Source organism: Duganella violaceipulchra (genome assembly GCF_019166075.1).
Taxonomy (GTDB): domain Bacteria; phylum Pseudomonadota; class Gammaproteobacteria; order Burkholderiales; family Burkholderiaceae_D; genus Rugamonas; species Rugamonas violaceipulchra.
Genome location: NZ_JAHTGR010000035.1, coordinates 1 through 17,281, shown reverse-complemented (window position 1 = coordinate 17,281; position 17,281 = coordinate 1). Strand labels below are relative to the sequence as shown.

Sequence of the window (17,281 nt, the reverse complement as noted above, 5' to 3'; positions counted from 1 at the left end):
TGGTGCCCGTTTGCGGGCACGGCCCATGGCGACCGAAAGGATGTGATGGCTTCTGAACTGAATATGGAAAACAACGGTTTTTACTCGCAACGTTTCCGCCAACTGGCCGAGTTGTGGCGGCAGGAGCCGGCCATGCGCCGCCACCGCCTGGCGCTCGACGGCGCCGGCGTGGCCGCCAGCATGCGCGACTACCCGTATGCGCTGTCGGCCTGGCCGGTGATCATCTCGCGCCAGCACATCGAGCAGTTCCAGCGCTTCATCGACGACCTGCCGCGGCTGTGCCACAAGGCGGTGCGCTGCATGTTCGGCGACGACGCGGCGGCCTTTGCGCGCTATCTGAACGTCTCCGAGGTCGAGCACGCGGTGCTGCGCGAACATGGTCTGGACCTGGTGCAGATGCTCAACCGCCACGACATCGTGTTTTCCGACGGCGTGCTCAAGCTGATCGAGGTCAACGCCGGCTCGACCATCGGCGGCTGGCAGCCTGGCTTGCTCGAACCGCAGCTGCGCGAGGTGCTCGGCAGTTATGCGGCGACCGCCCAGTGGGCGCTGCACCACCGCCAGGTGCTCAGGGGGATGATGGCCGCCGTGCACGCCGCGGTGCTGCGCTGCAAGCCGGGCCGCGCCAGCGGCAACCTGCTGGTGCTGATCGACGACGGCCGCCTGGCCGAAGTGGAGATGCGCAAGCTGTACCAGGATGTGTTCCAGGGCGGCGGCGGCCCGCTGGCCGGCGGCACGCTGCACTTCGCCACCGACTGCTCGGCGCTGAGCTTCGCGGCCGACGGCGCGCCGCAGGTCGGCGGCGCGCCGATCGACGCCGTGCTGATGGCGCTGCCGGAGGGCCGGCCGATTCCGCCCCACATCCATATGCGGATGATCGCCGCCCACCTGGCCGGCCACATCGTCATGCCCGACAGTCCGCGCTACACCTGGTTCGGCAACAAGCTGCTGATGGCGCTGCTGCACGAGCCGGCGCTGCAGCCGCAGCTGAGCGAGGCGGAGCGCGCGCTGGTGGCGCGCCATATCCCGCTCACCATGACCATGGCCGACACGCCGCAGCCGTGGCAGGGCGCCACCTGGGACAAGCGTGAGCTGCTGCTGGCCCGGCGCGAGCAGTTCGTCATCAAGAAATCGCACTCGCTGCGCGGCCGGGACGTGTTTGTCGGCCGCTACTGCACGCCCGAGCGCTGGGCCGCGGTGGTGGCCGCGCAGCTGGGCCAGGCCGACTGGTTGGCCCAGCAATATTGCGCGGCCGACCTGGCGCTGGCGCCCGACGCCGAAGGCCAGCTGATCGAGTACGCCCTGATCTGGGGCGTGTTCGACCTGGCCGGCCGCTACGGCGGCGCCTTCGTGCGCGGCATGCCGCGCGGCGCCGGCGCCGGCGTGGTCAATTCCGCCAACGGCGCCACCGAGTTCGCGGTGCTCGAGGAGACGGCGCGCCAGCACCGCGTGACCCTGTGACGGGGCCGCGCGCCGGCCGGGACGGCAACATCAATCGATCAATCACTGACTGACATGGAACGGGACTTGGGGATGAGTGTGGAACAATTGCTGGCGCAGTGCCAGGCGCAGGGCGTCGAGCTGGAGGTGTGCGACGGCGCGCTGCAGGTGTATTTCGACGAGCAGCCGTCGTCCGAGCTGCTCGACGCGCTGAGGCGGCACAAAGCCGAGGTGCTGGCCTTGCTGCTGGCGCAGGGGCCGCTGGCCGACGGCGCGCCGCCGCCGGTGGCGGCGCCGGCCGGCGCGCCGCCGCCGCCGCCGTCGTTCGGCCAGCAGCGCCTGTGGCTGCTGGACCAGATGGACGGCGGCAGCGAGCAGTACCACCTGTTTAACGCGCTGGCGTTCACCGGCCGCTTCGACACGGCGCTGGCGCAGCGGGTGTTGGCCGCCCTGATCGCGCGCCACGCGCCGCTGCGCACCGCGATCCGCGCCGACGGCGGCAGCGCCTACCAACACGTGCTGGCGGCGGACGCGGCGCCGTTCGCGCTGCTCAGCCAGGACATCGGCGCGCTCGACGAGGCGGCGCGCGCGCGCTGCATCGCCGACACCATGGCGGCCGAGGCGCGCGAGCCGTTCGACCTGGCGGCCGGGCAGATGCTGCGCGCGCTGTGCCTGCACACCGGCGCCGGACAGGGCATCCTGATGCTGACGGTGCACCATATCGCGGCCGACGGCTGGTCGATCAATCTGCTGATCGGCGAGTTCGTCCAGCTGTACGCGGCGCTGGCGGCCGTGCAGCCCGATCCGCTGCCGGCGCTGACGCTGAGCTATGGCGACTACGCCCGCTGGCAGCAGGCCCAGCTGGGCGGCGAGGCGCTGCGGCGCCAGGCCGACTACTGGGCCGGGCAGCTCAAGGGGCTGGCGCCGGTGCACGGCGTGCCGCTCGACCAGCCGCGCGGCGCGCGCGAGGATTTCAGCGGCGCCCAGCACGGCGTGACGCTCGGCGCCGGGCAGCTGCGCGCCTTCAAGGCGCTGGCGCAGGCGCACGGCGCGACGCTGTTCATGGCGCTGCATGCGGCGTTCACGGTGTTGCTGGCGCGCCATGCCGGCGAGCGCGATATCGTCATCGGCACGCCGGTGGCCAATCGCCGCCGCCAGGAGTTCGAGCCGCTGGTGGGGTATTTCGCCAACACGCTGGTGCTGCGCACCGAGGTCGACGACGCGCTGCCGTTCACGGCGCACCTGGCGCGGATACGCGACGTGAACCTGGCGGCCCAGGAGCATCAGGACGCGCCGTTCGAACTGCTGGTCGAGCGCGTCAATCCGGTCCGCAGCCAGGCCCACAGCCCGCTGTTCCAGATCATGCTGTCGCTGCAGCCGGCGGCGCCGGCCGCGCTGGCGCTGCCGGGCCTGAGCCTGCGCCCGCTGGTGCCGGAGGCCTTGCCGGCCAAGTTCGAGCTGACGCTGCACGCGGCCGAGACCGACGACGGCCTGGCGCTGCGCTTCGAATACCGCCGCAGCCTGTTCGAGCCGGCCACGGTGGCGCGCATGGCGCGCCAGCTGGTGTCGCTGATCGGGCAGTTGATCGCCCAGCCGCAGCGGCCGCTGCGCGAGCTCGACCTGCTCGACGCCGGCGAGCGCGCGCAGCTGCTGGCGGCCTTGCGCGCGCCGGCGCCGGCGGCGCCGGCCGAGGACTCGATCCAGCAGGCGTTCGAACGGCGCGCCGCGCTGACGCCGGACGCGGTGGCCATCGTCTGCGGCGAGCGGCACATCAGCTACGGCCAGCTCAACGCCCAGGCCAACCGCCAGGCGCGCCACTGGCGCGCGCTGGGCGTGGGGCCGGAGTCGCTGGTCGGGGTCTGCATGGCGCGCTCGATCGAGATGGTGGTGGCGCTGCTGTCGGTGCTCAAGGCGGGCGGCGCCTACGTGCCGCTGGACCCGGCGTACCCGGCCGCCCGGCTGGCGCACATGCTGGCCGACAGCGATGCCGCGCTGGTGCTGACGCTGGAGGCGCAGCGCGCCGGGCTGGCGGCGCATGGCGGCGCGCTGGTCTGCCTCGACCAGCCGCGGCAGGTCGAGGCGATCGGCCGGCACAGCGCCGACAACCTGGCGCCGCTGCCGGGGGCGCGGCTGGCGTATGTGATCTACACCTCCGGCTCGAGCGGCCAGCCCAAGGGGGTGATGGTCGAACATGGCAGCGTGCTGGCCTTCCTGGACGCCATGGGCGAGGTGGGCGGCGGCCAGGACGCGGTCTGGCTGGGCCTGACGGCGGTCTCGTTCGATATTTCGGTGCTGGAAATGTTCGGCGCGCTGCTGGCCGGCGCTCGCCTGGTGCTGGCGCCCGAGCAGGGCCTGGCGGGCGTGCGCCTGCCGGCGCCGGCGCCGGCCACGGCCGGCGGGCGCGCGCCCGATTTCAGCCTGTTCTATTTCGCCAGCACGGCGCCCGACGGCGGCGACCTCTACCGGCTGCTGCTGGAGGGCGCGCGCTTCGCCGACCAGCACGGCTTCACGGCGGTCTGGACGCCCGAGCGCCACTTCTCGGCCTTCGGCGGGGTCTACCCGAATCCGGCGGTGACGGGCGCGGCGGTGGCCGCCGTCACCAGCCGCATCCAGATCCGCGCCGGCAGCTGCGTGCTGCCGCTCAACGATCCGCTCAAGGTGGCGGAGGACTGGTCGGTGATCGACAATCTGTCGGGCGGGCGCGCCGGCCTGGCGTTCGCGGCCGGCTGGAACCCGAATGACTTCGCGCTGGCGCCCGGGCATTTCGCCCGCCGCCACCAGGTGCTGGAGGAGGGCCTGGAGAGCTTCCGGCGCTTCTGGCGCGGCGAGGCGGTGACGCGCCCGAACGGCGTCGGCCAGCCGGTGTCGCTGCGGCTGCACCCGGCGCCGCGCCAGGCCATGCCGCCGCTGTGGCTGACGGCGGCCGGCGGCGAGCAGACCTTCCGCCGCGCCGGCGAGCTCGGACTCAATGTGCTGACCCACCTGCTGGGCCAGACCAGCGGCGAGCTGGCCGACAAGATCGCCCTCTACCGCCAGGCCTGGCGCGCCGCCGGCCATGCCGGCGAAGGCCAGGTCACGCTGATGCTGCACACCTTGGTCGCCGACTCCGACGCGGCGGCGCTGGCGGTGGTCGAGCGGCCGTTCAAGGATTACCTGGCCGGTTCGCTGGCGCTGATGCTGCAGATGCGCACCGAGCTCTCCGGGCCCGGCGCCGCCGGCGCGGAACTCGACCAGGAAGCCGTGCTCGAACACGCGTTCCAGCGCTATGTCAAGAGCGCCGCGCTGATCGGTTCGCCGCAGCGCTGCGCCGCGCTGGCGCGCGAGCTGATGGCGCTGGGCGTGACCGAGTTCGCCTGCCTGATCGACTTCGGGGTGGCGCCGCAGCTGGTGCTCGACAGCCTGCCGCGGCTGGCGGCGCTGAAGGATGCGATGGCGGCGGCGGCGCGGCCGGCCGCCGCCACGGTCGGCCAGCTGATCGCGCGCCACGGCGTCACCCACGTGCAGTGCACGCCCTCGTACGCCGCCTTCCTGCTGGCCGACCAGGCCGAGCGGGCGGCGCTGCGCGGGCTGCGGGCGCTGCTGGTGGGCGGCGAGGCCTGTCCGCTGCCGCTGGCGCGCCAGCTGACGGCGGCCACCGACGGCGCCGTGTGGAATATGTACGGTCCGACGGAGGCGACGGTGTGGGCCAGCCGCCAGCGTCTGCTGCCCGGCCTGCAGGAGGTGGCGATCGGCGCCGCGCTGGCGCACTACGGCCTGCACGTGGTGGACCCGCATCTGCAACTGGTGCCGCCCGGCGTGCCCGGCGAGCTGCTGATCACCGGCGCCGGCCTGGCGCGCGGCTACTGGCGCCAGCCGGGCCTGACCGCCGAGCGTTTCATCGGCTTCGCGCCCGACGGCGGCGCGCCCGTGCGGGCCTATCGCACCGGCGACCGGGTGCGCCGGCTGGCCGACGGCGGCCTGCAGTTCCTGGGCCGCATCGATGCCCAGGTCAAGCTGCGCGGCTTCCGCATCGAGCCCGGCGAGATCGAGGCGCAGCTGTTGCTGCATCCCGACGTGAAATCGGCCGCGTGCGTGGCGCGCCCGCTGGCCGACGGCGAGTTGGCGCTGGTCGCCTACGTGGCCGCCTTCGCCGGCATGGGCGCCTCGCCCAAGCAGCTGAGCGCGGAGTTGCGCGATATGCTGGAGCTGGTGTTGCCGGAGTATATGGTGCCGGCGGCCATCATGGTGCTCGACGCCTTGCCGGTGATGGCCAACGGCAAGCTCGATCGCCAGGCCTTGCCGGCGCCGGCGCTGGCGCAGGGGGAGGCGCGCATGGCCGAGTATGTGGCGCCGGCCACGGCGACCGAACGCGCGCTGGCCGAGCTGTGGGCCGCGCTGTTGCGCAGCGACGGCGCCCGGATCGGACTGAAATCGAATTTCTTCGACCTCGGCGGACATTCGCTGTTGTTGATGCGGCTGGTCAGCGAAATCAAGGCGCGCTTCGAGGTCGACTTGTCGCTGCGCGAGGTGTTTGAGTTGTCGACGCTGGGCCGGCTGGCGCAGCGGGTGGACCAGCGGCGCGCGCCGGCCGACGCCGGCGCCGTGGTCTGAACCATTGCCCGGCCGCGCCGCGGCCGGGTTTCATTCACGTAAGGGATAGGATATAGTATGGAGCACACGCCAGAGCACCGGCCGGCCGCCCGGCCGACGTTTCAAAAGATCGACCACATCGCCATCGCGGTCAGGGACCTCGACGCCGGGGTGGATTTCTTCACCCAGGTCCTCGGCTTTACGCTGCTCCAGCGCCGCCGCGTGCAGGGCGCGCGTACCGGCATGGTGTCGGCCGAGATGGAGCACAACGGCATGAAGTTCGTGCTGTGCCAGGGGACCGAGCCGGAATCGCAGGTGTCGCGCCTGATCGACAACTTCGGTCCGGGGGTGGCCCATATCGCGCTGGCCGTCAACGACGCCGAGAGCACCGCCAGCGCGTTGCGCGGCCACGGCCTGGCGTTCGATACCTCGGTGATCCGCGGCGACGGCTTGCGCCAGGTGTTTTCCAGCCGCGACGCCAATACCGGCCTGAGTTTCGAGTTCATCGAGCGCGGCGGCGAAGAGGGATTTTTGGAAGACAATGTCAACGAGCTGTTCGCGCAACTGGAACGGTCGGGCGCCTACTGACACGCACACGGGACAAGATTATGCAAAGGTATGCAGCATGAGCGGCGTCGCTACGACGCCGGCGGCGGCCGACGGCTCGCGCCTGGACGTCATGAATTTTCTCAACGAGATCGCCGGCCAGTATCCGGCCGCCGTGTCGTTCGCCTCCGGTCGGCCGGCCGAGCAATTTTTCCGCCTGGACGAGTGGCTCGGCCGCGTGCCGGCGTACGTGCGGCACGAGGCGCAGCAGCGCCAGTGCGGCGTGGCCGAGGCGTTCAACACGCTGGCGCAATACGGCCGCACCAACGGCATCATCAACGGACTGATCGCGCGCCAGATCGCGCTGGACGAGGGCATCGACTGCCCCGCCGGGCAGATACTGGTGACCGGCGGTTGCCAGGAAGCGCTGGACCTGCTGCTGACCGGCCTGTGCCGGCACGAGGACGATGTGGTGCTGGTGCGCAGCCCCTGTTATATCGGCCTGACCGGCGTGGCCGACATGAACCGGATCGAGCTGGCGCCGTTTTCCTGCGACGATACGGCGGTCGCCGCCGCGCTGCGGCAGACGGTGAGCGCGGTCGAGGCCAGGGGAAAGCGTCCTCGGCTGCTCTATCTGGTGCCGGACTTCGACAATCCCACCGGCGCGGTGCTGACGCGCGCGGTGCGGGAAGAGCTGATCGCCTTCTGCGCCGCCAGGGCCATCGTGATCGTGGAGGACAACCCCTACGGCATGTTCCGTTACGAGGGCGAGCGCGTGCCCAGCATGTACGCGCTGGACCGGCACGGCTGCGTGGTATATCTCGGCACCTACTCCAAGACGATTTGCCCGGCGCTGCGGGTCGGCTACGCCGCCGTGCCGGCGCGGATGTTTGGCGACGCCCAGGCCGGCAAGGTGCTGATCGATCGCCTGTCGCAGGCGAAAAGCTTTGTTTCGGTTAACACGAGTCAGCTGACCCAGGCGGTCGTCGGCGCCTTGTTGCTGAGCGAGGATGGCAGCCTGAGCCGACTGGTGGCCGGGCCGCGCGAGCTGTACCGGCGCAACCGCGATCTGATGCTCGCCCATCTCGCGGCGACCTTTGCCGACTTGCGCGGCCAGGTCGGCTGGAATACGCCGGAGGGCGGCTTCTTCCTGACCCTGACCTTGCCGTTTGTCTTCAAACGGCGCGAGGCGGAGATCTGCGCCAATGACTACGGGGTGCTGGTGATGCCCTTGTCCTTCTTTGCCCTGGGCGACGAAGAGGATTGCCGCGTGCGTCTGGCCTTCAGCAACGTCACGCCGGAGCTGATCGCCGATGGGGTGGCGCGCCTGGGCCGCTTTGTGCGCGACGCGCTGCGGCGGCCGGGTTTTTCCTCGCATTCCTGATGGTCGGTGCGCGCGGATTGAACGGCGCCTCCGCCGACGCCTTGCCTCTGGCCTTGCCGGAGCGGGCGGCGCACGTCTGGCTCGCCGATCCGGCACTGATCTCGCCCGAGCGCCTGGTGGCGCGCCACTACCACTTGCTCAGCGCCGGGGAAGGCGAGCGCTACCGGCGCTTCTATTTCGAGCGGGATCGTCATTTGTACCTGGCGGCGCACGCCTTGCTCAGGCTGACCCTGGCGCGCTATGCCGCGCTGGCGCCGGAGCTGATCCGCTTTTCGCAGGGGCGCCATGGCAAGCCCTCCGCCGAGTTGCCGCCGCCCTGCGTAGACATCACCTTCAACCTGAGCCATACCGCCGGCCTGGTCGGCTGCGTGATCGCGCGCGGCGGCGACTGCGGCATCGATATCGAGCGGGTGCGGCCGATCGAGGATGTGCAGGCGATCGCCCGCCCGCTCTTTTCGCCGGAAGAATTGAGCCGGCTGTCGCAAGGCAGCGCAAGCGAACGGCTGGCGTATTTCTTTGATATCTGGACGCTCAAGGAGGCCTACGCCAAGGCGACCGGACGCGGTATCGGCGACCGCCTGGGCGGGGTATCGTTCACCCTCGGCCCGCAGGGGCCGGCATGTCATATCGATGGCGTCGATGCCGGGGGGGACTGGAGTTTTCATCGCATGGCGCCGACCGGCGAGCATGTGCTGGCGCTGGCGCTGCGCTACGCGGCCTCGGCGGTGACGGTCCGCACGCTGGCGCTGTAACACCCGACACCGGGGTGGCTAGCAGCCGGAGAGTTAATGTTATCCTAATTTTCCTATTCTGCCAAGAAATAGCGGTCGTATCCCTTCCTCTCCCGCTCGTTGATAATTCGGCCAGTCCGCTCCCTGGCCGCCAACCCCGTTTCGCCTGACCTGCCGCCGCGGCGGGCGGCGACGGCGTGGCTGCCCCGCGTGCCCGCCATGCCGGCCGCCGCCGGTATGGAATTGCTGAATTCCCTTTTATGCGAGTGTTCTATGCCATGCCTCTCAGGAAGTACGAATCTGGTCGAGTTGTTGCTGAGCCGTGCGGCGTCGGCGCCCGATGATGTCGCCTATATCTTCCTGGCCGATGGCGGCGAGGCCGAGCAGCGTATCAGCTATGCCGAACTGGACGCCCGCGCCCGCGCGATCGGCGCCGACCTGCAGGCTCGCCAGCGGGCGGCCGGCCGCCCGGTGCTGCTGCTGTTCGCCCCCGGCATCGACTACCTCTGCGCGTTTTTCGGCTGCCTGTACGGCGGCGCGATCCCGGTGCCGGCCTATCCGCCGACCAGCGCGCGCCAGCTGCCGCGGCTGCAGGCGATCCTGACCGACGCCCAGGCCGACACCGCCTTCACCACGGCGGCCGACCTGCAGCGCATCGCGGCGATGGAGCGCAAGGGCGCCAAGCTGTCGGTCAGCGACTGGCTGCTGGTGGACGCGCCGGCGGTGCCGGCCGAGCACTGGCGCGATCCCGGCCTGGACGGCGCCAGCCTGGCCTTCCTGCAATACACCTCGGGGTCGACCAGCACGCCCAAGGGCGTCATGGTCAGCCATGCCAATGTGATCACCAATATGACGCTGGCCGGACGGCGCATGGGCGCCTGCGAGGGCGACGTCTCGCTGTACTGGCTGCCGCCGTATCATGACTTCGGCCTGATCGGCGGCATCATCTATCCGCTGATCTGGGGCCATCCCTCGGTGCTGATGCGGCCGGCGTCCTTCCTGCTCAATCCGTATCGCTGGCTCAAGGCGATCAGCGACTACCGGGCCACCATCACCGGCGGCCCGAATTTCGCGTTTGACCTGTGCGTGCGCAAGATCGACGCGGCGCAGCGCGCCTCGCTCGACCTGAGCCGGCTGCGGGTGGCGCTCAACGGCGCCGAGCCGATCCGCGGCGACACGCTGCGCGCCTTCAGCGACGCCTTCGCCGCCTGCGGTTTCCGGCCGCAGGCATGGCTGCCGGCCTACGGTCTGGCGGAGTCGACCTTGATGGTGAGCGGGCGCCTGCAGCTGCAGGCCTCGGCGGACGCGGTGGCGCTCGAGAGCGCACTGTCGAAGCACGCGCTGGCGCAAAAAACGGTGGCGCCCGGCGCCGGCGCGGACCGCGTGATGCTGGCCAGCTGCGGCCCGGCGCTGGACGACACCGAGCTGGCCATCGTCGATCCGGTGACGCGGCGGCGCTGCCATCCCGAGCAGGTCGGCGAGATCTGGGTGCGCAGCACCTCGGTGGCGCAAGGCTATTGGGGGCGTCCGCAGCAGACCGAGGAGACCTTCCACGCCGTCATCGCCGACGACGGGCAGGGCGGCTACATGCGCACCGGCGACCTCGGCTTCTTGCGCCAGGGCGAACTGCATTTGTGTGGGCGCCTGAAGGATTTGATCGTCGTCAACGGCCGCAATGTCTATCCGCAGGATGTGGAAAACGCCGCCTGCGAGTCGGACCCGCGCCTGCGCATCGACGGCGCGGTCAGCTTCTCGCTGAGCGAGGGGCCGGTCGAGCAGCTGGTGCTGGTGCAGGAGCTGGAGTTCCGCGCCGGGGCCGACGCCGCCCTGTTCGGCGTCATCGCGACGGCGCTGCTGCAGCTGGTCGGCGTGGCGCCGGACGTGGTGGTGCTGCTGAAAGCGGGCCACCTGCCGCGCACCTCGAGCGGCAAGGTGCAGCGCCAGTTGTGCAAGCGCTACTTCCTCGACGGCGAACTGGACGTGGTGGCGCGCTGGGACCGCCCGGCGCCGGCCTCTGCGCCCGCGCCCGCGCCAACGGCGCTGCCAACCGGGGCGTCGCCGCCGGCGTCGGCGGCGCCGATCGGCGACTGGCTGTGCGGCCAGCTGGCCGAGCGCGCCGGTCTGCCGGCGGCGCAGATCGACCGCCACCAGCCGTTCGCCTATTACGGCCTGGATTCGCAGGGCACGGTGCAACTGGGCGCGGCGCTGGGCGCCTGGCTGGGCCGGCCGGTCGAGCCGACCGTGTTCTGGGATTATCCCACCGTCGTCGCGCTGGCCGCGCACCTGGCCACGCTGCCGGCCGCCGCGCCGGCGACGACGGCGGCGGCGCCGGACGACGACGCCATCGCCATCGTCGGCGTGGCCTGCCGGCTGCCCGGCGCGGACAGCGTCGACGCCTTCTGGCGCCTGCTGGAGCAGGGCCTGGGCGCGACCGGCGCCGCACCGGAGGCGCGGCTGGCGGCCGGCACGTTTGCGCGCGCCGCCAGCCACCCGCCGCGCACCGGCCTGGCCGGTTTCCTGGCCCAGGTCGACCAGTTCGAGCCGCAATTTTTCGGCATCTCGCCGCTGGAGGCGGCGCGTCTGGACCCGCAGCAAAGGCTGGCGCTGGAGGTGGCCTGGGAGGCGCTGGAGGATGCCGGCCTGGCGCCGGCGCGGCTGGCGGGCGCCAACGGCGGCGTCTTCCTCGGCATCGCCACCCACGACTATGAACATCTGCAGGGCCTGGACGGCGCCGACGCCGGCGTCTACGCCGCCACCGGCAGCGCCGCCAGCATTGCCGCCAACCGGCTGTCGTATGTGCTGGACTGGCGCGGCCCCAGCCTGGCGATCGACACCGCCTGCTCGTCGTCGCTGGTGGCGCTGCACCTGGCTTGCCAGAGCCTGCGCAGCGGCGAATCGGCCGTGGCGCTGGCCGGCGGCGTCAATCTGATCCTGGCCAGCGAGGCCAGCGCGCCGTTTGCCCAGGCCGGCATGCTGTCGCCGGACGGCCGCTGCAAGAGCTTCGACGCGGCGGCCGACGGCTATGTGCGCGGCGAGGGCTGCGCCATGCTGGTGCTCAAGCGCCTGTCCGACGCCCTGCGCGACGGCGACCCGATCCGGGCGCTGGTGCGCGGCTCCGCGGTGGGCCAGGATGGCCGCAGCAACGGGCTGATCGCACCCAACGGCCAGGCCCAGGTCGAGGTGCTGCGCAGCGCGCTGCGCGCCGCCGGCGTCGAGCCGGCCCGCATCGGCTACGTCGAGACCCATGGCACCGGCACGGTGTTGGGCGATCCGATCGAGCTCAACGCACTGAAGGCGGTGTTGTTGCCCGGCCGTCCGGCGCAGCAGCGCTGCGTGCTGGGCGCCCTCAAGACCAATATCGGCCACCTGGAGGCGGCCGCCGGCGCGGCCGGCGTGCTCAAGGTGGTGCTGGCGCTGCAGCAGCGCGCCATCCCGCCCAATCTGCATTATCACCAACCCAACCCGCATTGTTCGCTGGCCGGCACCGCGCTGGCCATCCCCACCAGCGTGCTGGCGTGGCCGGACGAGGCCTTGCCGCGCGTGGCCGGGGTCAGCTCGTTTGGCTTTGGCGGCACGCTGGCGCACGCCATCGTCGAACAGGCGCCGCCGCAGGCGCCGTCCGGCCCGCGCCGGCCGCTGCAGCTGCTGACGCTGTCCGCCCGCAGCCCGGAGGCGCTGGCGCAATTGAGCGCCGCGCTGGGCCGCCACCTGGAGGCCCGCCCCGAGCTGGCGCTGGCCGATGTGGCCTATACCCATCAGAGCGGACGCAACGCGTTCGCGGTGCGACGTACGCTGCTGTGCCGCGACAGCGCCGAGGCCGCGCTGGCGCTGGCGCGGCCGGCGTCGCCGCCAAGCCAGCAGCCGGCCGGCGCGCCGGCGCCGCTGGTGTTCATGTTCCCCGGCCAGGGCGCGCAGCAAGCGGGCATGGTGCGCGACTTGTACCGGCACGTGGCGCTGTTCCGCCAACAGCTCGACGCCGGCGCCGACATCGTGCTGCGGCTGCGCCAGTTCGACCTGCGCGCCGTGCTGGGACTGGACGGCCGCGACGACGACGCGGCGCAGGCCCTGATGCAGCAGACCCGCTATTCGCAGCCGGCGCTGTTCGTCATCGAATATGCGCTGGCGCGGCTGTGGATGGCCTGCGGCGTGCAGCCGCAGGCGCTGGTCGGCCATAGCCTGGGCGAATATGTGGCGGCCTGCCTGGCCGGCGTGTTCTCGCTCGAGGACGGGCTGGCGCTGGTGCTGGCCCGCGGCGAATGGATGCAGCAGACCGCCGAGGGCGCCATGCTCAGCGTCATGCTGTCGGAGCAGGAAGTGCTGCCGCTGCTGACCGCCGAGCTGTCGCTGGCCGCCGTCAACGGCGCCCAACGCTGCGTGGTGTCCGGCGCGGCCGCTCCGATGGCCGCTTTCGAGCGCGTGCTGACCGCGCGCGGCGTCGCCAGCCGGCCGCTGCGCACCACGCGCGGCTTCCACTCGGCGCTGATGGACCCGGTCATGCCGGCGCTGCGCGCGCTGCTCGGCGGCATGCGACTGAACCCGCCGCAACTGCCCTTGCTGTCGAACGTCAGCGGCGGCTGGATCAGCGACGAGCAGGCCTGCGATCCGGACTACTGGGTGCGCCACCTGCGGGCCCCGGTGCGCTTTGTGCAGTGCCTGGACAGCCTGCACGACTGGGCCGCGGATGGCCGTCTGACGCTGCTGGAGGTCGGCCCCGGCCGCACCCTGAGCAGCCTGGCGCGCCAGTACGCCAACGAGGTGGCGGCGCCGGCCTGGAGCACGCTGGCCTCGCTGGCGGCCGATCCGGCCCGGGATACCGATCTCGAGGCCCACCTGCACGCGCTCGGCCAGCTTTGGCTGGCCGGCCACGTCATCGACTGGAGCGCGGTGCACGCCGGCCAGGCCGTGCAGCGCCTGCATTTACCGACTTATCCGTTTCAACGGCAGCGCCACTGGGTCGAAACGCCCGCCGCCGCCGCCCCCGATCCGGCCGCGCCGAACCACGCCGGCCAACCGAACCGACTCTTGGAGCAAACTCGCATGTCATCAAGTCATCAAGCCACCGCCGCCCGCATCACGCAGATCGAACGCAACATCACCGACGTCATCGGCGCGCTGCTGCACATCGATCCAAGCCAGATCAACGCCAACGCGCCGCTGCTGGAGCTGGGCGCCGATTCGCTGATCCTGGTTCAGGCGGTGCGCAAGATCGAGGGCGACTATGCGGTCACCATCACGATACGCCAGCTGTTCGAGGAGCTCTCGACGGTGGCCGCGCTGGCCCGCTTCATCGAATCGCGCATGGCGCCGCCGGCGGCGCCGGCCGTCGCGCAGGCCGATCCGGCGGCGCCGCCGTCGGCGATGGAATCGCTGCTGGCGCGCCAGATGGAGAGCATGAGCCAGATGGCGGAGCTGATGGCCAAGCAGATGGCCATGCTGAACGGCCAGCAGGCGGCCGCCCAGGCGCCGCTGGCGGCGCCGCCGGCCGTGCTGGCCACCGCGCCGTCCGCGCTGGCCAGCCAGTTCGACCCGTATCGCGCGCTGTCGGCGCGCCAGGGCGCCTACCTGCAGCAGTTCATGCAGCGATTTATCGCCCGCACCCAGGGTTCGAAGGCGCATACCGCCACCCATCGCGCGGTGCTGGCCGACTATCGCGCGCGCGCCGGCTTCCGCTTTTCCGCCAGCGACCCGGTGCTGCCGCTGACGCTCAAGGCGCTGTTCTACCCGATCGTGGTGGAGCGCTCGCAGGATGCGCAGTTGTGGGACGTCGACGGCAATCAGTACGTCGACCTGACCATGGGCTTCGGCGCCCACCTGTTCGGCCACAATCCGGCCTTCGTGCGCGAGGCGCTGCAGCGCCAGATCGACCTGGGCCTGCAACTGGGACCGCAGTCGCCGCTGGCCGGCGAGGTGGCGCAACTGGTCAGCCAGCTGACCGGGATGCAGCGCGTGGCGTTCTGCAACTCCGGCACCGAGGCCGTCATGCTGGCCGTGCGCCTGGCGCGCACCGCGACCGGCCGCAAGAAGGTCGCCATGTTCCTGGGCTCGTATCACGGCTGGGCCGACCCGACGCTGGTCGGCGCGCAAGCCCATAGCGAGCAAGCCGGCGCGGCCGCGCCGCTGATGCCGGGCCTGCATCCCGGCATCGAGCAGCACGCGTTGATGATGGACTACGACAGCGCGCAGGCGCTGGCCACCATCCGCGCCCATGCCCACGAGCTGGCCGCGGTGCTGGTCGAGCCGGTGCAAGGGCGCCGTCCCGAGATCCAGCCGGGCGCCTTCCTGCGCGAGCTGCGCGCCCTGACTAGCGAGCTGGACATCCCGCTGATATTCGACGAGATGATCACCGGCTTCCGCCTGGCCCCGGGTGGCGCCCAGGAATGGTTCGGCGTGCGCGCCGACATCGCCACCTACGGCAAGGCCGCCGGCGGCGGCATGCCGCTGGGGATGGTGGCCGGCGCGGCGCGCTACCTGGACGGCGTCGACGGCGGCGCCTCGCCCTACGACGGCGGCGCCCGCGTGCCGACCACCTTCTTCGCCGGCACGTTCAGCAAGCACCCGCTGACCATGGCGGCCACCAAGGCCGTGATGCAGCACATGATCGCGGCCGGCGGCGCGCTGCAGCAGGAGCTGACGCGCCGCACCAGCGCGCTGGTCGACCGTCTGAACCGGCTGTTCGCGGACGAGCAGGTGTCGATGCAGATCGTGCAATGCGGCTCGCTGTTCCGCCTCAACACGGTCAACAACCTGGACCTGTTCTGCTATCACCTGGTGGCGCGCGGCATCTACATCTGGGAAGGCCGCAATATGTTCGTCTCGACCGCCCACACCGATGCCGACCTCGAGCAAGTGTTCCAGGCGTTCGCCGCCAGCATCCGCGACATGCGCGAAGGCGGCTTCTTCCCGCCGTCCGGCGGCGCCGGCGGCATCGCCTTCGAGCACAGCATGGCGGCCGCCGTGACGCCGGCCGCCATGACGTCGGCGCCGGTGTTGTATCAGGCTTCGGCCGCGCAGCGCCGCCTGTGGCTGCTGCATCAGCTCGATGCCGGCAACACCGCCTATCATGTGGCGGCCCAGCTGCCGCTGGCCCAGGGCGTGACCCGCGCGGCGCTCGAGCGCGTGCTCGGCGTCGTCGTCGCGCGTCACGAGAGCCTGCGCACCGTCTGCGTCGAGGACGCCGACGGCCAGCTGTTGCAATCGGTGCAGGCTGCCGCGCCGGTGGTGCTCGAAGAGCGCATCATCGCCTCCGAGCCGGCGCTGCGCCAGCATGTGCGGCAATTCTCCACGCTGGCGTTCGACCTGCAGCGCGGACCGCTGTTCCGCGCCGAACTGCTGCGCACCTGGGACGGCCGCCTGCTGCTGGCCTGGTGCATGCATGAAATCGTCGCCGACGGCACCTCCGCCGTCATCCTCGAGCGCGAGGTGCTGGCGTTGTTGCACGCCGAAACCACGGGCGCCGCCGCCGCGCTGCCGCCGCTGGCGATCCAGTACCGCGACTTCGCCGCGCGCCAGAATGCCGCGCTGGCCCGGAGCGGCGAAGATCCGAGCCGCAGTTACTGGCACCAGCAGCTGCAGGGCGAGCTGCCGCGCGTGCAGCTGCCGTTCGACTTCCCGCTGTCGGCCGCCACGCCGACCGCCGGCGCGATGTACCGCTTCAGCCTTGCCGGTCCAGGCTACGACAGCCTGAAGGCCCTGTGCCGTGGCAGCCGCGCCACCTTGTTCATGGTGCTGCAGGCCGCGTTGTCGGTGTGGCTGGCGCGCCTGAGCGGCACGCGCGACATCGTGATCGCCACGCCGGTGGCGGGCCGCGACTCGGCCGAGGTCGAACCGCTGATCGGCTTCTTCCTCAACACCGTGCTGCTGCGCACCCAGGTGGCGCCGGACGCCTCGTTCGAGCAGGTGCTGGCGCTGAGCAAGGAAGTGGCGTTGCAATTGCTGGAACACCAGAACTACCCGTTCGAGCAGCTGATCGAGGAACTCGACCTGCCGCGTCCGGCCAACCAGTTCCCGGTCACGCCGGTGCTGTTCAATGTGCTCAACTTCCTCGACAAGCAACTGCCGCTGGCCAGCACCGCGGCCAGCCACCATGTGGTCGACCTGGACGTGCGGGTCGAGCTGGAGCTCAACATCCAGGAGCATGCCAACGCCATTTCGTTTGAATGCCAGTACCGCAGCGCGCTGTTCACGCCGGCCACCATCGAGTACCTGATGGGCCAGTGGCTGTCGCTGCTGGAGCAGGTGGCGCGCGCGCCGCGCACGGCGGTGGCGCAGCTGGCCCTGTTCGAGCGGGCGCCGCTGGCGTCGCCTTACCTGGCGTTCGCCAACGCCTTGCCGGCCACGCCGGCGCCGGCCACGGTGCTCGAGCGCCTGCGCGCGGTCACGGCGGCCGCGCCGGACGGCGTGGCGCTGGAATGGCAGGGGCGGCAATGGAGCTACGCGACGCTGGCGGCCGAGAGCGACCGCGTGGCGGGCCAGCTGCAGCAGCTTGGCTGCGCGCCGGGCGAGGTGGTGGGTCTGCTGCTGGAGCAGCCGCTGGCCCATATCGCCGCCGTGATCGGCGCGATGAAGGCGGGCGCGGTGTTCATGACGCTCGACCCGCAGGACCCGGAGAGCC

6 protein-coding genes are annotated in these 17,281 nt (G+C 71.4%); all 6 read left to right on the top strand.

Features of this window, described 5'->3' with window-relative positions; genetic code table 11:
• Positions 1 to 45: 45 nt before the first annotated feature.
• Positions 46 to 1,461, top strand: a complete 1,416-nt coding sequence (locus KVP70_RS31895; RefSeq protein ID WP_217946416.1) for a hypothetical protein — start codon at positions 46 to 48, stop codon at positions 1,459 to 1,461.
• 72 nt (positions 1,462 to 1,533) lie between these two features.
• Positions 1,534 to 6,030: a MupA/Atu3671 family FMN-dependent luciferase-like monooxygenase gene (locus KVP70_RS31890; protein ID WP_217946415.1), complete on the top strand. Its 4,497-nt coding sequence runs from the start codon at positions 1,534 to 1,536 to the stop codon at positions 6,028 to 6,030.
• A 57-nt stretch (positions 6,031 to 6,087) separates the two neighbouring features.
• Entirely contained in the window at positions 6,088 to 6,597 is a 510-nt protein-coding gene (locus KVP70_RS31885; RefSeq protein WP_217946413.1) for a VOC family protein, read from the top strand.
• 37 nt (positions 6,598 to 6,634) lie between these two features.
• Positions 6,635 to 7,939, top strand: coding sequence for an aminotransferase-like domain-containing protein (locus KVP70_RS31880; protein WP_217946412.1), 1,305 nt, complete (start codon positions 6,635 to 6,637; stop codon positions 7,937 to 7,939).
• Entirely contained in the window at positions 7,939 to 8,691 is a 753-nt protein-coding gene (locus tag KVP70_RS31875; RefSeq protein WP_217946410.1) for a 4'-phosphopantetheinyl transferase family protein, read from the top strand. Before KVP70_RS31880 ends, KVP70_RS31875 begins: the two co-directional genes overlap by 1 nt.
• Before the next feature lie 252 nt (positions 8,692 to 8,943).
• On the top strand, positions 8,944 to 17,281 hold an 8,338-nt coding region (locus tag KVP70_RS31870; RefSeq protein ID WP_217946409.1), incomplete at its 3' end, for a type I polyketide synthase.